Origin of the sequence: Arthrobacter echini, from assembly GCF_008107445.1 — a bacterium.
GTDB lineage: Bacteria > Actinomycetota > Actinomycetes > Actinomycetales > Micrococcaceae > Arthrobacter_D > Arthrobacter_D echini_A.
The window spans coordinates 50,659-71,320 of the sequence record NZ_VSLD01000004.1 but is presented as its reverse complement, the minus strand read 5'-3'; the positions used below and the strand labels follow the sequence as shown (position 1 = coordinate 71,320).

Here is a 20,662-nt window from a genome sequence, read left to right as displayed (position 1 = left end):
TAGTGCTCCGCGGTCGTCGGACGGTGCCTCAGACGAGGCCCTCGGACAGTGCCATGAGCGCATAGGCGAGATCCACCGGGTAGCCGCTGGTCACCTGGACCTGCTCCCCGGTCCGGGGGTGCGCGAAGCCGAGCTGGTGGGCGTGCAGCCACTGCCGGGTCAGCCCCAGCTCGGCGGCGAGCCGCGGATCGGCCCCGTAGGTCAGATCGCCGGCGCAGGGGTGCCGGAGCGCCGAGAAGTGCACGCGGATCTGGTGGGTCCTGCCGGTCTCCAGGTGCACCTCCACGAGGCTGGCCCGCCCGAAGGCCTCCAGCACCTCGTAGTGGGTCCGCGACTCGCGCCCGCCCTCCAGGACGGCGAAGCGCCACTCGTGGTGGGGGTGCCGGCCGATGGGCGCGTCGATCGTGCCGCTGAGCGGATCGGGGAGGCCCTGCACCACGGCGTGGTACACCTTCTCGACAGAACGCTCCTTGAACGCCCGCTTCAGGGCCGTGTAGGCGGGCTCGGTCTTGGCGACGACCATCGCGCCCGAGGTGCCGACGTCGAGCCGGTGGACGATCCCGACCCGCTCCGGCGCCCCGGACGTGGAGATCCGGTAGCCGGCGGCGGCGAGGGCGCCGACGACGGTGGGGCCGACCCAGCCCGGCGAGGGATGGGCCGCCACCCCGACGGGCTTGTCCACGACGACGAAATCCTCGTCGTCGAGCAGGATCCCCATACCGTCCACGGCCTCCGGGATGACCCGGTGTCCGTCCGCGGGGTCCGGTAGGGCGACCTCCAGCCGGTCCCCGGTCCTGGCGCGGTCCGATTTGGCGAGGTTCGCGCCCGAGCGTCGGACGCGCCCGTCGGCGCACCACTGGGCGACCGCGGAGCGGGAGACTCCGAGCCGGCGTGCGAGCACCGCGTCGAGGCGCTGACCGCTGTCCTCCTCAGCGATCACGATCTCCTGGTGGTCACCTGTCATGATCCGCACCCTCCCCCGGGCTCGCATCGTCTTCGGCTGCGCCCGCGTCCCGGGTGCCGTCCATGGCGACCCCGCGCAGGGTCAGGATGACGATGAGCACCACACCGCTGACGACGGCGGAATCCGCGACATTGAAGATCGCGAAATTCGGCAGCGCCACGAAGTCCACCACCTGGCCCTGTCCGAAGGACGGCTCCCTGAACAGCCTGTCGGTGAGATTGCCGAGGGCGCCTCCGAGGACCAGTCCGAGGGCTGTCGCCCACAGTCGGGAGGCCACCCTGCGGACCTGCAGCACGAGCACGATCGAGACGAGGACCATGATGATGGTGAAGACCCACGTGTAGTCCGTGCCGATGGAGAATGCCGCTCCGGGGTTCCGGATGAATCGCCACGAGAGCAGGGGTGGCAGGACCGGGGTGATCTGGCCCTCGGTCATGGTGGACACCACCCACCACTTGGTCAGCTGGTCCAGGCCGTAGACCAGGGCGGCGCAGACGACCATCAGGATGCCGAAGCGGGGGGACCGCTTCACGTCGTCGCGGCCCGACGCCGTGGTCGCGCCGACGTCGTCCGACCCTGGGTGTGCCCCGGGCGCGCTCCCGCCGTCCGGCGGGACATTCTCCTCTGCGTGGTTCACGGTCACTGTTCTTCCGGTGTAGGTGCGGCGTTCACGGCCCGGGGTGGCCGGGCAGGTGGCCGGAACGGCGGAAGGACCGACCCATGGGGTGGTGCCCCGGGGCCGGCCCTTCCGCTGCGGTCCGGACGGATCGACGTGCCTAGGACGCCGTCGTGTCCGAGGCGACCGTGCCGGTGACATCGAGATCGCGGAGCTGCCCCTCGATGTAGTCCTTCAGGCGCGAGCGGTAGTCGCGTTCGAAGCCGCGGAGCTGCTCCACCTTCCGCTCGAGGACACTCTTGTGCTCCTCGAGGTCGCCGAGGGTCTTGCGGCTCTTGTGCTCGGCGCTCTCGACGAGGTCGGTCGCCTCCAGCTGTGCTTCGGCGATGATCCTGTCGCGCTGCTCCACGCCCGCGTTGACGTACTCGTCGTGCAGGCGCTGCGCCATGGCGAGCACGCCGGCCGCTGATTCCGCCGTGTCGGTGGGGGCGGGGGCCTGGGCGCTCTCGAGGGCGTCAGGAGCCGCCGGGGCCGCCGTGGGCTCCGCGAGCTCCGTGGTGCCGATGTCCGAGCCTGCGGCTGGATCGGTTGGCACGGCGTCCGCCGTCTGCGGGCTCGCAGCGACAGGAGCCGGGACGGTCCCGGTATCGGTGCGGGCTCCGTCAACGGAGTCGGAGCCCGCGGCGCGGCGCAGCTCCTCGTTCTCCTGGTTCAGGCGGCGCAGTTCCACGACGATCTCGTCGAGGAAATCGTCCACCTCGTCCTGGTCGTAGCCCTCACGGAACTTGGTGGGCTGGAATCTCTTGTTGACGACGTCTTCTGGTGTCAATGCCATCTGGTCACCTCTTCTGATGAGTGCCGGTCCGCCGGAAGGAGCGGGCGCTGCTGCGGGATCGGGTCGTGGACACGGGCCTGCTGACCCGCGTCGAGCTGGGAATCAGCGTAGCTGGTCCGGAACTGCAACATGAAACGGCACCGGACGCTAGGCGGCGAGGTTGGCCGAGACGGACATGAGGATCAGGACCACGATGAACAGCACGAGGAAGGCGAGATCCAGTTGCACCCCGCCCAGTCGCAACGGGGGGATCAGCCGACGCAGTACCTTGATCGGCGGGTCCGTCACCGAGTAGACCGCCGAGGCGAGGACGAGGGCGAGCTTCTGCGGCCGCCAGCTCCGGGCGAAGCCCTGGACGGCGTCGTAGACGATGCGCAGGATCAGGGCGAGCTGGAACAGCATCAGTACGAGGTAGATCAGTGCGAATACCAAACTCACGGAGCAGTTCCAGTCCTTCGGGCCTTCGGGGGGTCGGACGCGACCTGGAGGGCCGCGGGGTTCAGCTCTGGTTGAAGAAGCTGGTCTGACCTTCGCTGGCCTTCAGGTCCTCGCCGAGGACTTCAATATACGACGGTGACAGCAGGAACACCTTATTGGTGACGCGTTCGATGCTGCCGTGCAGACCGAAGACGAGACCGGCAGAGAAGTCGACGAGGCGCTTCGCGTCGGCCTCCGCCATGTCGGTGACGTTCATGATCACGGGGATCCCGTCCCGGAAGCTCTCGCCGATGAGCTTGGCATCGTTGTAGGACCGGGGGTGGATCGTGGTGATCTGGCGCAGGGCCGTCGAGTCGTCGCGGGACGACGGCGCGCGCTTGATCGGTGTGACGGGAGCGCGGTACTCCTCCACGGCAGCGATGCGCGTGGGGGCCGGCGCGGGCTCGGGATGACGCTCGTCGCGATCGTAGTCCACCGTGTAGTCCTCGCTCCTGCCGTGCTTCGTCTTCGTTTCGGGTTCGTAGTGCTCATCACCGTCGGCGAGCCCAAGGTAGATCATTGTCTTGCGCAGTGCGCCGGCCATGGTGGCTCCTGTCGTGGACGAGTGGATACGGAGATCGTGCGTGGGGCAGTCCTGGGGCGTGTCGGACGAGGCAGGTCCGGTGTGCGTGGTCCTGCCGTTCTCGCCCCGACGCTACCCCACGCCCGGACGCGGACCGAGGACATCAGAACCGATCCGCAGGTGTGTCGTGCCGGCTGCCACCGCCTCCTCGAGATCCCCGCTCATGCCCGCCGAGATCGACGTCGCTGCCGCGTCGACGGTACGGACGGTCTCGGAGATCCGTCGGAGCTGTTCGAAGGCCGCTGCCGGCGGGGCGCCCAGCGGTGCCACCGCCATGACTCCCGCGAGGCGGAGTCCCGGTGTGCCCGCGAGGGTCTCGGCCAGGGCGACGGCGTCCGCGGGCAGTGCCCCTCCCCTGCCACCGGCGACGGCGGCACGGTCGAGATCGAACTGGAGGAAACACTCGAGCTCAGCAGGCGTGCCGGATCCCCCTGCGGCCCGCTCGTGCCGGTCCGCCGCCACGGCCTTCCCGAGGGCGGTCACCAGGGACGCCCGGTCCACGGAGTGCACGCTGTGCGCGTAGCGGACCACCGATCTTGCCTTGTTGGTCTGCAGCTGGCCGATGAAGTGCCAGGTCAGCAGACCTTCCAGCTCCGCCGCCTTGCCCGAGGCCTCCTGGTCACGGTTCTCACCCACATCGGTGACGCCCAGGTCGACCAGGATCCTCAGGTCCGACGCCGGGAAGTACTTGGTGACGACGATCAGGCGCGGCTCGTCGCGTCCGGCAGCTCCGGCCGCCGAGGCGATCCGCTCCCTCACGGCGTCGAGACGGCCCCGGAGTTCCCGCGCTCTGTCGTCCCCGGCTCTACCGTCCCCGGCGCCGGACGGGGTGGAGGAGCCATCCCCGGGTCCGGTCACGTCCGCCACACCAGACCGGCGATCCGTCCGGCGCCGGGTGCACGGCGATGCGAGTACAGGGCGGGATTCTCCAGCGTGCACCAGGCAGCGGCGTCGGGCACCGGAGCAACCCCCACTCCGCCGCGCCGGAGCTGTGTACGGACGGCTGCCGGGAGATCGAGGGCCGGTAACCCGGTCCGGGTACGCGACGCAGCCTCGGGCACCAGCGCTGCAAGCCCGCGCATCATCTCCCCGGGTACCTCGTAGCAGGATCCGCACACGGCCGGTCCCACCCACGCGATGAGATCCGTGGCGCCGCGGGCCCGCAGGAGCTCCACGGCATGACCGACGATGCCGTTCAGCACGCCGGCGCGACCGGCGTGCACCACCGCGGTGGCACCGGATCCGCCCTCATCGACAGGGGCGTCGGCCAGGACCACCGGGACGCAGTCGGCCACGAGCACGGCGAGCGGATCGTGTCCGTCCGGGGAGATCAGGCCGTCGGCGTCCGGCGCCACTCCTGCCGGAGCAGCATTGCCGGGCACGCCACCGGGGAGAACCACCACGCGGTCCGAGTGCGTCTGGCTCATGAACCGCAGCGTTCCGGTCCCGATGCCCATGGACGCCGCGAGCCGTGCGCGATTCCCGTGGACGGCGACGGCGTCGTCGCCCACGTGCAGCGCCAGATTCCCGGCACTGCTGGAGGTGAAGGCTACCCGCAGCCCGGGCCGGACCTCCTCGTCCCAGTGGAACGGGGAGGTCCGGGCCACGGCCGTGGTGTCCACGATCTACTTGAGGAAGTCGGGGACGTCGAGGTCGTCGGAGCGACCCGCGGACAGGTCGGGCTCCACGATCGCGGGGAGATCCACGTCGAAGCCCGAGTCGGCCGGTACGGCCCGCCCGTTCGAGCGCTGGGCGGACCAGGTACCGAGGCCCGCCGAAGCGGGCGAACGCGGCTGGTCCGCGCCGACGCTCGGCGCGACGGCCGGCCTCGACGCGGGTGCCGGTGCCGGTGCGGGCTGGGACGTGGCATCCACCTGGTCGAAGCCTGCAGCGATGACCGTGACGCGGGCCTCGTCACCGAGCGCATCGTCGATGACCGCACCGAAGATGATGTTCGCCTCTGGGTGGGCCACCTCCTGCACGAGCCGGGCGGCCTCATTGATCTCGAACAGACCGAGATCGGAACCACCCTGGATGGACAGCAGCACGCCGTGTGCGCCGTCGATCGACGCCTCGAGCAGCGGTGAGGCGATGGCGAGTTCGGCGGCCTTGACGGCCCGGTCCTCGCCGCGCGCCGAACCGATACCCATGAGCGCCGATCCTGCCCCCTGCATCACGGACTTGACGTCCGCGAAGTCGAGGTTGATCAGGCCCGGCGTGGTGATGAGGTCGGTGATGCCCTGGACGCCCGAGAGCAGGACCTGGTCCGCGGAACGGAACGCGTCGAGCATCGACACATTCCGGTCACTGATCGAGAGCAGCCGGTCGTTCGGGATCACGATGAGGGTGTCGACCTCCTCGCGGAGGGTGTCGATCCCGCTCTCGGCCTGATTGGACCGACGCCGGCCCTCGAAGGTGAACGGGCGCGTGACCACGCCGATGGTGAGTGCTCCGAGGGAGCGCGCGATGCGGGCGACGACGGGCGCGCCACCGGTGCCGGTACCGCCGCCCTCTCCTGCCGTGACGAAGACCATGTCCGCCCCGCGCATGACTTCCTCGATCTCCTCGGCGTGGTCCTCGGCGGCACGCCGCCCCACCTCCGGATCCGCTCCGGCTCCGAGACCGCGCGTGAGTTCACGCCCGACGTCGAGCTTGACGTCGGCGTCGCTCATCAGGAGCGCCTGGGCGTCGGTGTTGATGGCAATGAACTCCACGCCACGGAGTCCCACCTCGATCATGCGGTTGACGGCGTTGACGCCACCACCGCCGATGCCGACGACCTTGATGACGGCCAAGTAATTCTGAGGTGCTGCCACGTCCTGTGTCCCTTGTTCGAATCTGTGTGCTGTTCGGTGAGCCGATTCTCGGCCCAAGTCTGCCCCCATAACATTAACGTTCAGGTTGAAAGTTAACGTTATGTCAAGTAGCTTCTGTGTTCGACGCTAGGTGCGTCGGCGCCATGATGCAATAACCGGGCGTTGCGTGTCGCTCCAGACCGCCCGCTCCGCACCGGGTTCACCGGGTGACCGGACGGTCGGGTGTGCTGACATCGAACTCCTTGACGGGCTGGTCCCCGGCAGGCATGGCGAGCATGGCCTCCACCACGAGCGCCTTCTCCCCGCTGCGTTCGGAACTGCCCCAGAAGATCGTCCGGTCCCCGTCGAGGGACAGCTTGATCGAGTCGACGCTTCCCGCGGACGCGCTCGTGAGCCTGAACAGGACCGGATCAGGCAGCTCCGCCAGCACCTCGGTGATGGCGGAGAACATCGCCGAGTCGGCGGCGTCCGTCCCACCGTCGATGAGCGGGAGCTCGACGTCCTCGCGATCGGCCACGCCGGCCAGGTGCTGCCCCGCGGAGTCGATGAGGACGAACTCGGAGCCCTCGCGCACCACGGCCACGGGCTTGCGCTCCTCGAGCGTCACCACGAGTGTGGAGGGCGGTTCGGCGGCGATCCGCACGTCCTCGATCGGCGCCTTGTCCGCCAGGAGCTCCAGGACGTCCTCGCGGGAGATCCGCGTCAGGGAGGTCCCCGTCAGCGGCTCGAGGGCGGCGTCGATCTCGTCCGCGGTGGTCAGGGACTGGCCCTGGACCACGATGGTCTGCAGCGCGAGCACCGGGGAGAAGACGGCGAACGCCACCAGGCCGCCGAGGACCACAGCCAGCGAGACGAGTGTCAGCACGGTGTTCCTGAAGCGGTGGGACCGGCGGGGCCCCGGGAAGTCGAGGACGGTCCCCGACCGCGGCGCGTCGCCGGTACCGACTACGTGCCCGGGGACGGGGGTGCTGCCGGATCTCCCCGCGGGCCGTGGTGGCTTCCGTGCCATCAGGTCCCGGTCCCGGTGACCGGAGGAGGCCGGTGACCGGCGGTGCGTCGCGCGAGCAGGGCCACGAGCTCCCCTCCGTGGTGGGTCACGTCCCCGGCACCCACCGTGAGGACGATGTCGCCCGGACGGGCCCCGCCCACGACCGCGTGGAGTGCCTCCGTCGGGTCCGCCACGTAGCGCGCGGTGCCGGCGGGCATGAGCTCCGTGATGGACCAGCCGCCCACGTCGTCGGCCGGGTCCTCCCGGGCCGCGTAGACGGGCAGCACCGTGGTGGTGTCCGCCAGCGTCAGGGCCTCGGCGAACCCGGCAGCGAACTCGCGCGTGCGCGAGAACAGGTGCGGCTGGAAGAGAACGTGGACGCGGTGCTCCCCCGCGACGGTCCGCGCGGCGGTCAGGGCGGCACGGACCTCGGTGGGATGGTGCGCATAGTCGTCGAACACGCGGACGCCGTCGGCCTCCCCACGGGCCTCGAACCGGCGCGCCGCTCCGGAGAACAGTGCCAGCCCGGTCGCAGCGACGGCGGGATCCACCCCTAGTTCGAGCGCCACGGTGAAGGCCGCGGCGGCGTTGAGGATGTTGTGCCGGCCCGGGACGCTGAGCTGGAGCTCCTGGACGGCGTCGAGCCCGTCGATGGAGAAGGACAGCACGCTGTTGGTGGTACTTCCCACGGATCTCGTCCCGCTGATCCTGACGTCCGCCGTCTCGCCATAGCCGTAGGTCCGGACGCGGCGCGACGCCGGAAGCCTCTCGGCGAGCATCGCAGCCCCTGGATCGTCGGCGCACGCCACCAGGAGTCCGCCGTCACCGATACTGTCCGCGAAGTCGCGGAAGGCCGCATGGACGGCGTCGGCGCTGCCGTAGTGGTCCAGATGATCGGCCTCGGCATTCGTCACGACGGCGATCAGGGGTGCGTAGTTCAGGAACGAGCCGTCGGACTCGTCCGCCTCCGCGACGAAGATGTCGCCACCGGTCCACTCCGCGTTGACGCCGAGCGCGGCGACATCGCCGCCGATCGCGAAGGAGGGGCCGAACCCCGCCTGCCGCAGCAGGACGGTGAGCATCGCCGTCGTGCTCGTCTTGCCGTGCGTCCCCGCGACTGCGACCGACCGCTGCCCGTGCATGGCGGCCGCGAGTGCTTCAGAGCGGTGGAGCACGGGCAGGCCGCGGCCGCGCGCCTCGACCAGTTCGGGGTTCGTCCCACGGATCGCCGAGGACACGATCACGGTGCCCTCCCCGGGAACGTTGTCGGCGGCGTGCCCCAGGTGGACGTCGGCGCCCAGCGCGGCCAGCGCCCGCAGGCCCTTCGAGTCGGCGGCGTCGGACCCCGAGACCCGCAGCCCCTGGCCCAGGAGGACGCGGGCCACCGCGGACATGCCTGCGCCTCCCAGCCCGATGAAATGGACCGGTTCCGTCAGGCCTGCCTCCAGCGCCGGTGCGGTGGTGTTCATCGGGACTTCCGTAGCTGCTGCTGTGTGCTGTCCTGGTGAGCCGTCCGTGCTCATCGGTGGTCCTCCGCGACGGCGAGGACGAGCTCCGCCATCCGGCGATCGGCGTCGCGCACCCCGCGCGCGCGGGATGCCGCCGACATCGCCTGCAACCGGGCGGCGTCGGACACCAGCGGCAGGAGTTCACCGCGGATCCACGCGGGCGTGAAGGCCGCGTCGTCGACCAGCACGGCGCCACCGGCAGCCACGAGTCCGGCGGCGTTGAGTCGCTGCTCACCGTTGCCGTGGGGAAGCGGGACGAGCACGGCGGGAAGGCCCACGGCACTGATCTCGCTCACGGTCGCTGCGCCGGCGCGGGCCACCAGCAGATCGGCCGCCGCGTACACGCGCTCCATGCCGTCGACGAACTCGAGTTGCTGGTAGCCGGGCACGGCGAGGGGTGTGCCGTCCGCTCCGGCAATGTGTTTGCCCCGGCCGGTGAGATGGAGGACCTGGATCCCCGCCGCCACGAGATCGGGAACGGCGGACGCCAGGGCGCGATTCATGCTTGCAGCTCCCGAGGACCCGCCCGTGACGATGAGCGTGGTCCGTTCCGGAGCGAGGCCGAGGCCCGCGCGAGCCTCGGTGCGGGACCCCGCGCGGTCGAGCTCGGCGATGCTCCTGCGCATCGGCATGCCCACCAGCACCGCACCCGTGAGTCTCGTGCCCTCGAAGGCGACCGCGACACGCGACGCGATCCGTGCCCCCGCCCTGTTGGCGATACCGGGTCGGGCATTGGCCTCGTGGATGACGACGGGGACACGCGCCGAGAGGGCGGCGAGATAGGCGGGCGCGGAGACGTACCCACCCACCCCGACGACGACGTCGGCTCCAGCCGCGACGATGATCCGGCGTGCCTGCCGCACCGCGCGGACGAAACGGACCGGCAGCTTCAGCAGGTCGATCGACGGGCGCCGCGGCAAGGGTACGCGATCGATCGTCCGTAGCTCGAACCCGGCGGCGGGCACCAGGCGGGTCTCCATGCCGGCCTCGGTCCCGACCACCGTGATGCGCGCCCCGGGGCGCTTCTCGACGAGGGCCCCGGCGATGGCCAGGAGGGGGCTGACGTGGCCTGCGGTGCCGCCGCCCGCGAGGACCACGGACACGGCCCGGTCGGAGGAGGTGGGTGTCATGATCGGGCGCCGTTCCGTCGGATGGTGCGGGAGGCGCCGGCGGGCGTCGTGGTGCGCCCGGCCGGGCCGGGCTGCGGGGCGGTCTCCGGCGTGGCCGGCATCTTGCGGGCGAAGGACAGGAGTACCCCGACCGCACCGAGCGTGAAGGTGAGCGCGGAGCCGCCGTAGGAGATGAAGGGCAGGGGAACCCCGATCACGGGCAGCAGCCCGGTCACCATCCCGATGTTGACGAAGGCCTGTCCGATCAGCCAGACGAGGATCGATCCCATGAGGATGCGTACGAACGGATCCGTGTACCGCAGGGCCACCCGGATGGTGGCGACGGCGAGGATGCCGAACAGCAGGACGACCACGAGGGTGCCGAGGAGGCCGAACTCCTCGCCGATGATGGCGAAGATGAAGTCGTTGTGCGCCTCGGGGATCCAGTTCCACTTCTGCCGGCTCTGCCCGATCCCCACGCCGAACCAGCCGCCGGAGGCCATGGCGAAGAGCCCGTTGTCGGACTGCAGGCACAGATCGGCCCCGTTGTCGCAGTTCAGGCCGAGCCAGGCGCGGATGCGCCCGCCGCGGTTCTCGCTGGTGACCACCATGAGCAGCGACCCGACGAGCGCCCCGGCCCCGGTGAGGATGAACAGCTTCAGCGGCGCTCCGGCGAAGAACAGTGCCGCTCCGGCGATCATCATGAGGACCAGCCCGGTTCCCAGATCCCCGCCCAGCAGGACGAGCCCGATCGGGAGGCCGCCGAAGGGCAGCGCCGGCATCAGGACGTGGCGCCAGTCCCGGATGAGGGCTTTCTTCCGTTCCAGGACCGCGGCGAACCACAGGGCCAGCGCGAGCTTGGTCGGCTCGGACGGCTGGAACGTCTGCGACCCGATCCTGATCCAGTTCCTGTTGCCGTTGATCTCCACGCCGATCACGAGAACCAGGACCAGCAGCACGACGGCGATCCCGAGGCTGGGCCAGGCCAGCGCCCGGTACGCACGCGGGCCGAGGCGCGAGAGCACCAGCATCAGGACCAGGCCTGCGCTGGCCCAGATGGCCTGCTTCAGGAAGAGATCGAATCTTTCCTTGCCCTCGGAGATGGCTTCGACGGACGAGGCGGAGAGGACCATCAGCAGGCCGATCGCGGTCAGCGCCAGGGCGGCCCCGAGGATGAGGTAGTAGCTCGAACCCGACGGCGTCCGGCCGGCGCCCTCGAGGAGGGACCAGCCCTTCCGGATCCGCTCGCGGACCGGATGGCTCGTCGACGCGGGGGCTTCGGTGCGGGTCGAGGTGCTCATGATGCGCCCTCCCCGGTTCCCTGCCCACTGCGCGCTGCGACGGCGGCCGTGAAGGCGGCTCCCCGGTGCGCGTAGGAGGAGAACTGGTCCATGGACGCGGCGGCGGGGGCCATGAGCACGGTGTCCCCCTGCTGGGCGAGGCCTGCCGCCTCGGCGACCGCCCAGTGCATCAGGGCCTCGCCCGTCGGCAGCTGGTGGGGTTTCCCGGCGCCGCGCTCCCGGTCGGCAGTAATGGCGGATGCGGGGTCCGACGATGCGCGCTGTGCGGGGTGGAGGAGGACTGGCACCTCCGGCGCGTGGCGCGCAAGGGCGTCCTGGAGCGGGGTCGGGTCAGCTCCGAGAAGGACGACGGCGCGGAGGCGGCGCCCGTGGTCCCGGACGAGGTCGTCGTAGGAGACACCCTTGGAGAGCCCTCCCGCGATCCAGACCACGGATTCGAAGGACGCGAGGGAGGCGGCTGCGGCATGCGGATTGGTGGCCTTCGAGTCGTCGATCCACAGGACGCCGTCCTCGTCACCGACCACCTGGATCCGATGATCGCCAGGGCGGAACGCACGGATGCCCTCGCGAACCGCGGCCGGCTCCACACCGGCGGCCCGCACGAGGGCTGCGGCGGCGAGGGCATCGGCCACGAGGTGCCGGGGTACCACCGCGCCGAGGTCTCCGAGGGCGGCCAGCTCGGCGGCCGAGTCCTTGCGCTGCGCGATGAAGGCGCGGTCGACCAGCAGATCCTCGACCACGCCGACCATGCTGATCGACGGCGTACCCGTGGTGAAGCCCACGGCCCGGCAGCCCTCGATGACGTCGGCGTTCTCCACCATGGTCTCGGTCTCGCGCTGCTCCACGTTGTAGATGCAGGCGATCCTCGTGCGCTCGTAGACCGAGGCCTTCGCGGCGACGTACGCCTCGTAGCTGCCATGCCAGTCCACGTGGTCCTCGGCCACATTGAGGCAGACGCTGGCCAGCGGCGAGATGGAGTGGGCCCAGTGCAGCTGGAAGCTCGAGAGCTCGACGGCGAGGACGTCGTAGCCCTGGGGGTCGCGGATGACGTCGAGGAGGGGGATGCCCACGTTGCCCGCGGCGATGGCCCGCCTGCCGGAGGCCAGGAGCATGGCTTCGGTGAGGCCCACGGTGGTCGTCTTCCCGTTCGTGCCCGTGATCGTCAGCCAGTCGGCGGTGGGGCGGCCCTCGCGGATCCGCACCCGCCAGGCGAGTTCGACGTCGCCCCAGATCGCGATGCCCTCCGCTGCGGCCGCGGCCAGGAGTGGCTGGGTGGGCGGCCAGCCCGGGGAGGTGACGACGAGCTCTGCCGGACGGCCGTCCACCAGGGGCAGGGAGGCTGCGTGCTCGGCCCCGAGCAGCACCTCTCGGGCACCCACGATCCGCAGCGTCTCGGCGCGCGCCTCGTTCTCCTCGCCGGCACCCGCGTCCACGACGACGACGACGGCGCCGAGTTCGATGAGCGTGTCGGCCGCGGAGAATCCGGAGGCGCCGATCCCGGCGACGACGACGCGCAGTCCTGCCCAGTCGGCATCCCAGGTCACCAGCGATGCCAGCCGGTCGACTCCATGCCCTGCTCCCGTGGCTCCGGTCGCCATGCTTCCCTCCGCTTCGCTCATCCCACAACCCATTCCGCATAGAAGACGCCCAGTGCCACGGCGACGAACAGTCCCCCGAGGATCCAGAACCGCACCACCACCGTGACCTCGGCCCAGCCCTTGAGTTCGAAGTGATGCTGCAGGGGTGCCATCTTGAACACGCGCTTGCCCCCGGACAGCTTGAAATAGCCCACCTGGATGATGACGGAGAGCGTGATCAGCACGAACAGCCCCGCGAGGATCACGAGCAGCAGTTCGGTGCGCGACAGGATGGCGAAGCCGGCGATCGCGCCGCCGAGGGCCAGGGATCCGGTGTCGCCCATGAAGATCCGTGCCGGGGACGTGTTCCACCAGAGGAAGCCCACGAGGGCGCCGCACATGGCGCCGGCGACGAGGGCCAGGTCCAGCGGGTCGCGCACCTCGTAGCAGACGCTGCCGGCGCCGGGCGAGCCGCAGCTCTGGTTGCTCTGCCAGATGCCGATCAGCAGGTACGCCCCGAAGACCAGGATGGACGCCCCGGCTGCGAGTCCGTCCAGTCCGTCGGCCAGATTCACGCCGTTGCTGGCTCCGGTGATGATCAGGTTGGACCAGACGACGAACAGGATCGCTCCGAGGAGGGTCCCGGCGAACGCCAGGTCTATCGGCGTGTCCCGGATGAAGGAGATGGCCGTCGATGCCGGGGTGCGTCCCTGCTCGTTGGGGAACTGCAGCGCGAGGATGCCGAAGGTCACGCCCACGGCGGTCTGGCCCGCGATCTTGGCCGGGGCGCTCAGGCCGAGGCTGCGCTGTTTGGAGATCTTGATGAAGTCGTCCGCGAAGCCCACCAGTCCCATGCCGGTGGCGAGGAACAGCAGCAGCAGGCCCGAGGCGCTGGGTCCGCCGACCGGCGACCCGGTGGCCATCATGAGCAGATGGGTCAGGAAGTAGGCCAGCAGGACCGATCCGACGATCACGGCGCCGCCCATGGTGGGCGTACCGCGCTTCGTGTGGTGGGCCGTAGGCCCGTCGTCGCGGATGAACTGGCCGTAGGCGCGCCTGACGAGGAGCCGGATGAACAGGGGGGTGCCGACGAAGGCGAAGAAGAGCGCGGAGGCGGAGCCCACGAGGAGAGCGATCACGGCTTGGGGGCCTTTCCTGAAGGGTCCGGTTCGCGCTCCGCGTCCCCGGTGGCGTTCTGCGTGCCGGCGGCGATGCGATCCCCGAGGAACCGTAGCCCTGCGCCGTTGGAGGATTTGAACAGGACGATGTCTCCGGGCTCGAGTTCGGCCCGCAGGAGCCGTTCGGCCGCCTCGACGTCGTCCACATGGACGGCCTCGCTGCCCCAGGAGCCCTCGAGCACCGCACCGTTGAACAGCGCCCGCGTGTTCGGACCCACGCAGATCAGCTTGGAGATGTTCAGCCGCACCACCACGCGTCCGAGGAGATCGTGCTCCTCGATGGAGCGTTCCCCGAGTTCGAGCATCTCGCCGAGGACGGCCCAGGACCTGCGTCGGTTGCGGCCGAGTTCCGCAAGTGTGCGCAGGGCGGCGCGCATGGATTCCGGGTTCGCGTTGTAGGCATCGTTGATGACGCTCACGCCGTCCGCCCGGTCCGTACGCTCCATGCGCCAGCGGCTCGCTGCCGCCAGGACCCGCAGGGAGGCCGCGATGTGGTCCGGCGTGCACCCGACGGCGTAGGCGACCGTGGCGGCGGCCAGCAGATTCACGATGTGGTGCAGCCCGAGCAGGGGCGAGACGACGTCGTGCTCGCTGCCGTCCGGGAACACCAGGGTGAAGGAGGGGTGGCCCTCGGAGGTGGTGGTGCCGTTGCGGGCGAGCACCACTGCATCGTCGGAGCGGAAGTCGTCCGAGGACGAGAAGAAGAAGCGGCGCGCCGAGGTCCTGTCCTGCATCGCGAGCACACGCTCGTCGTCGGCGTTGATGATCGCCGTCCCGGAGGCGCCGAGGGCCTCGAAGAGTTCGCCCTTGGTCCGGGCGATGTTCTCCACGCCGCCGAACTCCCCCACATGCGCGGAGCCGACGCCCAGCACCACGCCGATATCGGGGCGGACCAGCTCGGCCAGATAGGTGATGTTGCCGGGCTTGGTCGCACCCATCTCGATGACGAGGTAGCGGGTGTCCCAGCCCGCCTCGAAGACGGTCAGGGGCACGCCCACCTCACCGTTGTAGGAGCCGCGCGGCGCGACCGTGGGGCCGACCGGGCCGAGGATGCCGGCCAAGAGGTCCTTGGTGGTGGTCTTCCCGGCGGACCCGGTCACGCCGATGACGGTGAGGTCACCCGCGGCACGCAGGCGCCGGACGGTCTCGGCGGCGAGGGTGCCCATCGCCAAGACAGCGTCGGGCACCACGACGGCGGGGAACGCACGCCCGTCCTCCCGGTCGACCTGGCGTTCGGCCAGGGCGAGGACGGCGCCGCGGTCGAAGGCCGCCCCGACGAAGAGGTGGCCGTCCGACTCCGCGCCGGGCTTGGCGATGAACAGCCCCCCGGGTCCGCTCTCGCGGGAGTCGACGGCGGCCGAGGTGACGATGATGGGGCGCCGGCGATCGACGCCGACCAGGACCCCACCCGTGAGTGCCGCGATCTCGGCTGCGCTGAATTCAATCATGACGGTTCAGGAGTCTATCCCGGGGGCGGAAAGCACAGAGAATCCATGCCGTGTCAACGCGGAGCGCAGTTCCACGCGGTCGTCGAGGGAGACATTGACGCCCTTCACTTCCTGCCATACCTCGTGGCCGCGGCCCGCGACGATCACGGTGTCGGCGCCCGTGGCGAGCTCGACGGCGCGGTCGATCGCCGCTGCCCGGGGGAACACCTCGAGGATGTCGCAGCCGAGGAGCTCCTCCCGCACGGCCTGCTCGGCGCCCTGCAGGACGGCGCGGCGGATCACCGCGTCGTCCTCGTCGTGCGGGTCGTCGTCCGTCACGATCAGGATGTCGGACAACCGCGCCCCGACCGCGCCCATGACGGGGCGCTTGGACTCGTCGCGCTGGCCCGTCGCCCCGAACACCGAGATGACCCGGCCGCCGGGTCTGCGCACGGAGGCGAGGGTGCGTTCCAGGGCATCCGGGTTGTGCGCGAAGTCGACGATGGCCGCCGGCTCCTCGCCGACGAGCTGCATACGCCCGGGCACCTCGGTGGTGAAGGGGTCGTGGGTGTCGAGGGTGGCCTGGAGGTGATCCAGCGGGACACCCGAGGCGAGCACCATGACGGCGGCGAGAGCGGCGTTCGAGATGTTGAAGGTGCCCGGCAGCCCGCTCCGCAGGCTCAGGCGCTCCCCGGAACGGCCCGCGAGGACGAAGGAGTGTCCCAGGCCGCTGGTCCCGACGTCGGTCACGGTCCAGTCGGCGGGCTCCCCGCCGTCCGTTCCCGGGCTCGTCCGCAGGGTCAGGACCGGGACCTGCGCCGTCGCGGCGAGTCGACGGCCCCACGGGTCGTCGACGAGCACCACGGCCTGCCGGCAGCGCGCGGAGGTGAACAGGTCGGCCTTGACGGCGAAATAGTCCTCCATGGTGCCGTGCAGGTCGAGATGGTCCTGGGTCAGGTTGGTGAAGCCGGCGACGTCGAAGCGGACCCCGTCCACCCGGCCGAACTCCAGGGCGTGCGAGGACACTTCCATGGACGCCGCATCGAGGCCGCGCTCGCGCATGAGCCCCAGGAGTGAATGGACCTGCGGGGACTCAGGAGTGGTCAGGGCGCTGGGGATCGCCTCGCCCCCGGCCCGGATCTCGATGGTCCCGATCAGTCCCGTCGTACGGCCGAGCGCCTGGAGCAGGGCATCGAGGAAGTAGGTGGTGGTCGTCTTGCCGTTCGTCCCGGTCACCCCGAACAGGGTCGGGGCCGCGCCGTCCCGGGTGCCGAAGATCACTGCGGAGAGGGGCCCCACGGCGCGCCTCGGATCGGGCACCACCACGATGATCGGTGCCTCCGATCCGCTCGCGGTGGCTGCCTGCGCCGCGAGAACCGCGCCGGCCGCGTCGGTCAGGATCGCCGCAGCGCCCGCGCGGAGGGCCTGGTCCGTGAATTCGCCGCCATGGCGTGCAGCGCCGGGCAGCGCGGCGTAGAGGTCGCCGGGCAGCACGGCCCGGGAGTCGAGTGTGATGCCGGTGATCCGGGGAAGATCGGGGGCGATACGCGGGCCTGCGAGGTCCCCGATGAGGCCCAGAGCGGCTGACAGGCCGATCGGCCGTACCGTGAGCGGTCGCAGCAGGGACGCAGCGCTCTCGCGCGAAGTCTTCGATTGCACGGTGCCCCGGCCCTTCGGATCAGTAGTCGACCGGATAGATGTCCGGCTTCGTGGTGGACGCCGGCACATTGTTCGCATTGAGGACCTGCTGCATGACCTTCTGGAACGAGAGTCCCGGGATGAGGTAGTACAGATCTCCCTGGGGACGCTGCAGCGTGACCACCACCACGTACTTCGGGTCCTCGATCGGGGCGATACCCGCGTAGGACAGAGTGTAGCCGTCGTACCCGCCCGAGGCACTCGGCGCCTCGGCCGTGCCGGTCTTGGATCCCACCCGGTACTGATCGAGCTCCCCGGACTTGCCGGAGCCCTCCTCGGTGACGGTCTCGAGCATCTTGCGCATCTGGGTCGCTGTCTCCTCGGAGACCACCTCCGTGCCCTCGGCCTGCGGCACCACGTGCTCCGTGCCGTCGGGGTCGATGTAGGCGTCGATGAGGCGCGGGGCCAGCCGTACGCCGTCGTTGGCGATGGTCTGGTAGACCATCGCGGTATGGAGCGCGGTCTGGGTGAGCCCCTGCCCGAACAGCACCGTGTACTGCTGGCGGTCGTCCCAGTTGTCCGGGGTGGGCAGCAGTCCCTGGTTCTCCTCGTTGAGGCCGGTGCCCAGGGGTTCGCCGATCCCGAACTTCTTGAGCCAGTCGTAGCGTTCCTGCTTGGTGAGCTTCTCCCCGATCTGGACCGTGCCCGTGTTCATGGACTTCGCGAGTACGCCCGCCGCTGTGCGCTTCTCGGTCTTGTGCTCGGTCGAGTCCTTGAACGTCTGGTTGCCCACGGTATAGCGGTTGTCGAGCTCGAACTCCGAGGTGGGTGTGATGAGCCCCTGCTCGAGCGCCGCGGAGAGCGTGATGACCTTGGTGGTGGACCCCGGTTCGAAGGATGCACTGACCGAGTTGGGCTTGCGCTTCTCGGGCGGCGTGGCACCGGGATCGTTCGGATCGGGTGTCGTGGATTCGGCCATGGCCCGGATGTTGCCGGTCTCGGCCTCCACCACCACGATGTTGCCCCACTCGGCGTCGTACTCCTCGACCTGGGACGCGATGGTCTGCTGCGCGAACCACTGCAGATCCTGGTCGATCGTCAGCCGGACGTCCTGACCGTCCTCGGCGGGGATGTCCTCGTGGGTGGCATAGGGGATCCGGATGCCGTCCCCACCGATCTCGAAGGTGCGGCTGCCCGATGTCCCCTCGAGCGCATCGTTCAGGGCGTACTCGAGTCCCTCCTGCGGTTTGCCGTCAGCGGAGACGTAACCGATCATGGACCCGCCGACCGACCCGTCCGGATAGGTGCGCACACTGGTCTGGTCGGCGTAGACACCGGGGATCTTCACGGCCAGCGCCCTGTTCTTCACCTCGGGTGTGACGGCCTTGAGGACGTAGTTGAAGGTCTTGTCCCCGAGGACGGCCGCGCGCAGGGTCTCCTCGTCGATGTCGAGGACATCCGAGAGCTCGGCGAGCCCCTGCTCCATGGGGATCACCTCGGAGGCCTCGAGCTCGTCGCTGTAGCGACGGAACTCGTCGACCGCACTCAGGCGCTGATCCACCACGATGTCGAAGCGTTCCACGCTGCGGGCGAAGTTCTTGCCGTTCGCGTCGACGATGGAACCGCGGATGGGTTGCACCGCCGTGGTCGTCAGCCGCTTGGACAGGCCGGCCTGGGCCATCCCGTCCAGATCGAGGGCCTGCACCTGGAACAACCGCAGGCCCAGGACCAGGAGGAGCACGAGGACGAAGGCGAGACCCGCGCGGAGCCGTCTGGAGCCCAACGCCAGTCGGAGGCTGTCGGGGCTGCCGGTACGTGCTGGTGTCACGGGAAATCCTTGTCGATCGGAGCAGGCGGGACGGCGGAGGCCCGGGCGGGCGGGCGGCTACTGCCCGGTGCCGGTCTCGGCCGGGAGGGTCTCCTCGCCCGCCTCGGCGGGGGCAGCGTCCTCGGCCGACGGCTCGGTCGGAACGGGCTGCGGCTCCCCGGTGAGATTCGGCGGCGCGATCAGGACCTCCGCCTTCGGGCCCTCGACGGCGGGCACGGGGTCGCCGGTGATCTTCTTCGAGTCGAGCTCGATGGTCCCGAAGCTCGGGGACGAGACCATGCCGAGCTTGGCCGCCTGCGCCGCAAGACTCTGCGGCGCCTGCCGGGTCTCGATCTCGAGGACGAGCGCCTCGTTCTGCTGGTTCAGGGCAACCTGCTTCGAACGGAGCTGCACCAGGTCGTACTGCGTTCCGGAGACGGAGATATTGAGCATGAGCACCGTCGCCAGGGCCGCCGCGAGCACGGCGAGGAGGAAGACGGCCAGCGGCAACCTGCGCGAGCGCCTCCGCGCCGGCACCACGGACAGCGGGGTCCGCGGCTGCTGGAGTGCATCGATCCCCACACCCTCACGGGGAGTACCGAGCCGACCCGGGGCCACCGCCAGGGCTCCACTGCCCACGAACGCAGCAGCGCCATGTCGCTTGTCGATGGTCACTGCCTGGCTCATGTGGTCATCCTGTCGGCCGGTCCTGATCTGGTACGTTCCACTGCCCGCAGTCTGGCCGAAGCCGCCCGCGGGTTCTGTTCGATCTCCGCCGCTGTGGGCGCTTCGGTGCCCCGGGTCAGCGAGCGGAGATAGGCCCTGTGTTCCTCGAGCTCCACCGGGAACCCCGGGGGCGCGGACGACGTCGTCCCCGCGGTGAAGGCCCGCTTCACGATGCGATCCTCGAGCGAGTGGTAGGACATCGCGACGATCCGACCGCCGGTGCGGAGCGTGTCGATCACTGCGGGAACGGCGCGCTCGAGGACCGCGAGCTCCTCGTTGACCTCGATCCGCAGGGCCTGGAACGTCCGCTTCGCCGGATGCCCGCCCGTGCGCGAAGCCCCTGCGGGTACCACTGCCCGGATCACGTCGACGAGTTGCGAGGTGGTCCTCAGCGGTGCGGCATCGCGGGCACTCACGATGGCCGACGAGATACGGCCGGCGAATTTCTCCTCGCCCCAGGAACGGATGATGCGCAGGAGGTCCGCTGCAGAATAGCTGTTGACCACATCCGCGGCGGTCATGCCCCTGCTCGTGTCCATACGCATGTCCAGCGGCGCGTCGAAGGAGTAGGCGAAGCCCCGCTCCCGCTCGTCGAGCTGCAGGGAGGAGACCCCGAGATCGAACAGGACGCCGTCCACGCCGTCGATCCCGAGATCGGTGAGGACCTCCGGCACCTCGTCGTACACCGCGTGCACGAGATCAGTGCGGTCGGCGAACGACGCCAGCCGCTCCCCTGCGAGCCCGAGGGCCTCGGTGTCGCGGTCGATGCCGACGAGGTGCGCCCGGGGGAAACGCCTGAGCATGGCTTCGGCATGGCCGCCCATCCCGAGGGTGGCATCGACGACGACGGCGCGCCGTCCGGCTGCCTCGGCGGCGTCGACAGCGGCGGCGAGGAGGTTGACGCAGCGGTCGCGGAGGACGGGGACATGACGGTCGTCCGTCGGCCGGTCTGCCTGCATGCGCCCTCCCCCTCCTGAGGCTCGTGCCCGTTTGATTGTCACCCTGCAGGCGCAGGGATCACTGCGTGCCACTCTTGGAACAGATCCCCATCCGGCCGGAGGATCTCCGCCTGGCTCCGGGGAAGTGGAGCCAGGAGGCTGATCGCATCCGGC

At 70.1% G+C, this 20,662-nt stretch carries 19 protein-coding genes; all 19 read right to left on the bottom strand.

Features of this window, described 5'->3' with window-relative positions; genetic code table 11:
• Positions 1–28: 28 nt before the first annotated feature.
• A complete protein-coding gene (locus tag FQ377_RS09590; protein WP_148601043.1) occupies positions 29–964 on the bottom strand; it encodes an RluA family pseudouridine synthase in 936 nt (311 codons plus the stop codon).
• Positions 954–1,466 carry a signal peptidase II gene (gene lspA, locus FQ377_RS09585; protein WP_148601200.1) on the bottom strand — a complete coding sequence of 171 codons (513 nt, stop codon included), beginning with the start codon at positions 1,464–1,466 and terminating at the stop codon, positions 954–956. The genes FQ377_RS09590 and lspA overlap by 11 nt, the downstream gene beginning before the upstream one ends.
• Before the next feature lie 274 nt (positions 1,467–1,740).
• Complete coding sequence (locus FQ377_RS09580) at positions 1,741–2,415, bottom strand: DivIVA domain-containing protein (RefSeq protein ID WP_148601042.1); 675 nt, start codon at positions 2,413–2,415, stop codon at positions 1,741–1,743.
• 147 nt (positions 2,416–2,562) lie between these two features.
• Positions 2,563–2,853 carry a YggT family protein gene (locus tag FQ377_RS09575; protein ID WP_148601041.1) on the bottom strand — a complete coding sequence of 97 codons (291 nt, stop codon included), beginning with the start codon at positions 2,851–2,853 and terminating at the stop codon, positions 2,563–2,565.
• A gap of 61 nt (positions 2,854–2,914) precedes the next feature.
• Positions 2,915–3,436: a cell division protein SepF gene (locus FQ377_RS09570; protein WP_148601040.1), complete on the bottom strand. Its 522-nt coding sequence runs from the start codon at positions 3,434–3,436 to the stop codon at positions 2,915–2,917.
• Positions 3,437–3,547: 111 nt separating this feature from the next.
• Positions 3,548–4,333 (bottom strand): YggS family pyridoxal phosphate-dependent enzyme, encoded by a 786-nt coding sequence (locus tag FQ377_RS09565; RefSeq protein ID WP_148601039.1) that lies wholly within the window; start codon positions 4,331–4,333, stop codon positions 3,548–3,550.
• A complete protein-coding gene (locus FQ377_RS09560) occupies positions 4,330–5,097 on the bottom strand; it encodes a purine nucleoside phosphorylase YfiH/LACC1 family protein (RefSeq protein ID WP_262364380.1) in 768 nt (255 codons plus the stop codon). Before FQ377_RS09560 ends, FQ377_RS09565 begins: the two co-directional genes overlap by 4 nt.
• Before the next feature lie 3 nt (positions 5,098–5,100).
• Entirely contained in the window at positions 5,101–6,291 is a 1,191-nt protein-coding gene (gene ftsZ, locus FQ377_RS09555) for a cell division protein FtsZ (RefSeq protein WP_148601038.1), read from the bottom strand.
• A gap of 199 nt (positions 6,292–6,490) precedes the next feature.
• Positions 6,491–7,156, bottom strand: a complete 666-nt coding sequence (locus tag FQ377_RS09550; RefSeq protein ID WP_187393316.1) for a cell division protein FtsQ/DivIB — start codon at positions 7,154–7,156, stop codon at positions 6,491–6,493.
• Positions 7,157–7,299: 143 nt separating this feature from the next.
• Positions 7,300–8,748: a UDP-N-acetylmuramate--L-alanine ligase gene (gene murC / locus FQ377_RS09545; protein WP_148601036.1), complete on the bottom strand. Its 1,449-nt coding sequence runs from the start codon at positions 8,746–8,748 to the stop codon at positions 7,300–7,302.
• 50 nt (positions 8,749–8,798) lie between these two features.
• Positions 8,799–9,917, bottom strand: a complete 1,119-nt coding sequence (murG, locus tag FQ377_RS09540; RefSeq protein WP_148601035.1) for an undecaprenyldiphospho-muramoylpentapeptide beta-N-acetylglucosaminyltransferase — start codon at positions 9,915–9,917, stop codon at positions 8,799–8,801.
• Positions 9,914–11,197, bottom strand: a complete 1,284-nt coding sequence (gene ftsW / locus FQ377_RS09535; RefSeq protein WP_148601034.1) for a putative lipid II flippase FtsW — start codon at positions 11,195–11,197, stop codon at positions 9,914–9,916. The genes murG and ftsW overlap by 4 nt, the downstream gene beginning before the upstream one ends.
• Complete coding sequence (gene murD / locus FQ377_RS09530; protein WP_262364379.1) at positions 11,194–12,816, bottom strand: UDP-N-acetylmuramoyl-L-alanine--D-glutamate ligase; 1,623 nt, start codon at positions 12,814–12,816, stop codon at positions 11,194–11,196. Before murD ends, ftsW begins: the two co-directional genes overlap by 4 nt.
• Positions 12,813–13,913, bottom strand: a complete 1,101-nt coding sequence (mraY, locus tag FQ377_RS09525) for a phospho-N-acetylmuramoyl-pentapeptide-transferase (RefSeq protein WP_148601033.1) — start codon at positions 13,911–13,913, stop codon at positions 12,813–12,815. The genes murD and mraY overlap by 4 nt, the downstream gene beginning before the upstream one ends.
• A complete protein-coding gene (locus FQ377_RS09520) occupies positions 13,910–15,400 on the bottom strand; it encodes a UDP-N-acetylmuramoyl-tripeptide--D-alanyl-D-alanine ligase (protein WP_148601032.1) in 1,491 nt (496 codons plus the stop codon). The genes mraY and FQ377_RS09520 overlap by 4 nt, the downstream gene beginning before the upstream one ends.
• Before the next feature lie 6 nt (positions 15,401–15,406).
• Complete coding sequence (locus FQ377_RS09515) at positions 15,407–17,107, bottom strand: UDP-N-acetylmuramoyl-L-alanyl-D-glutamate--2,6-diaminopimelate ligase (protein WP_148601197.1); 1,701 nt, start codon at positions 17,105–17,107, stop codon at positions 15,407–15,409.
• Positions 17,058–18,845 carry a peptidoglycan D,D-transpeptidase FtsI family protein gene (locus FQ377_RS09510; protein WP_148601031.1) on the bottom strand — a complete coding sequence of 596 codons (1,788 nt, stop codon included), beginning with the start codon at positions 18,843–18,845 and terminating at the stop codon, positions 17,058–17,060. Before FQ377_RS09510 ends, FQ377_RS09515 begins: the two co-directional genes overlap by 50 nt.
• Before the next feature lie 57 nt (positions 18,846–18,902).
• Positions 18,903–19,511 (bottom strand): cell division protein FtsL, encoded by a 609-nt coding sequence (ftsL, locus tag FQ377_RS09505; RefSeq protein ID WP_148601030.1) that lies wholly within the window; start codon positions 19,509–19,511, stop codon positions 18,903–18,905.
• A complete protein-coding gene (gene rsmH / locus FQ377_RS09500) occupies positions 19,508–20,509 on the bottom strand; it encodes a 16S rRNA (cytosine(1402)-N(4))-methyltransferase RsmH (protein WP_262364378.1) in 1,002 nt (333 codons plus the stop codon). Before rsmH ends, ftsL begins: the two co-directional genes overlap by 4 nt.
• Between the last annotated feature and the right edge of the window lie 153 nt (positions 20,510–20,662).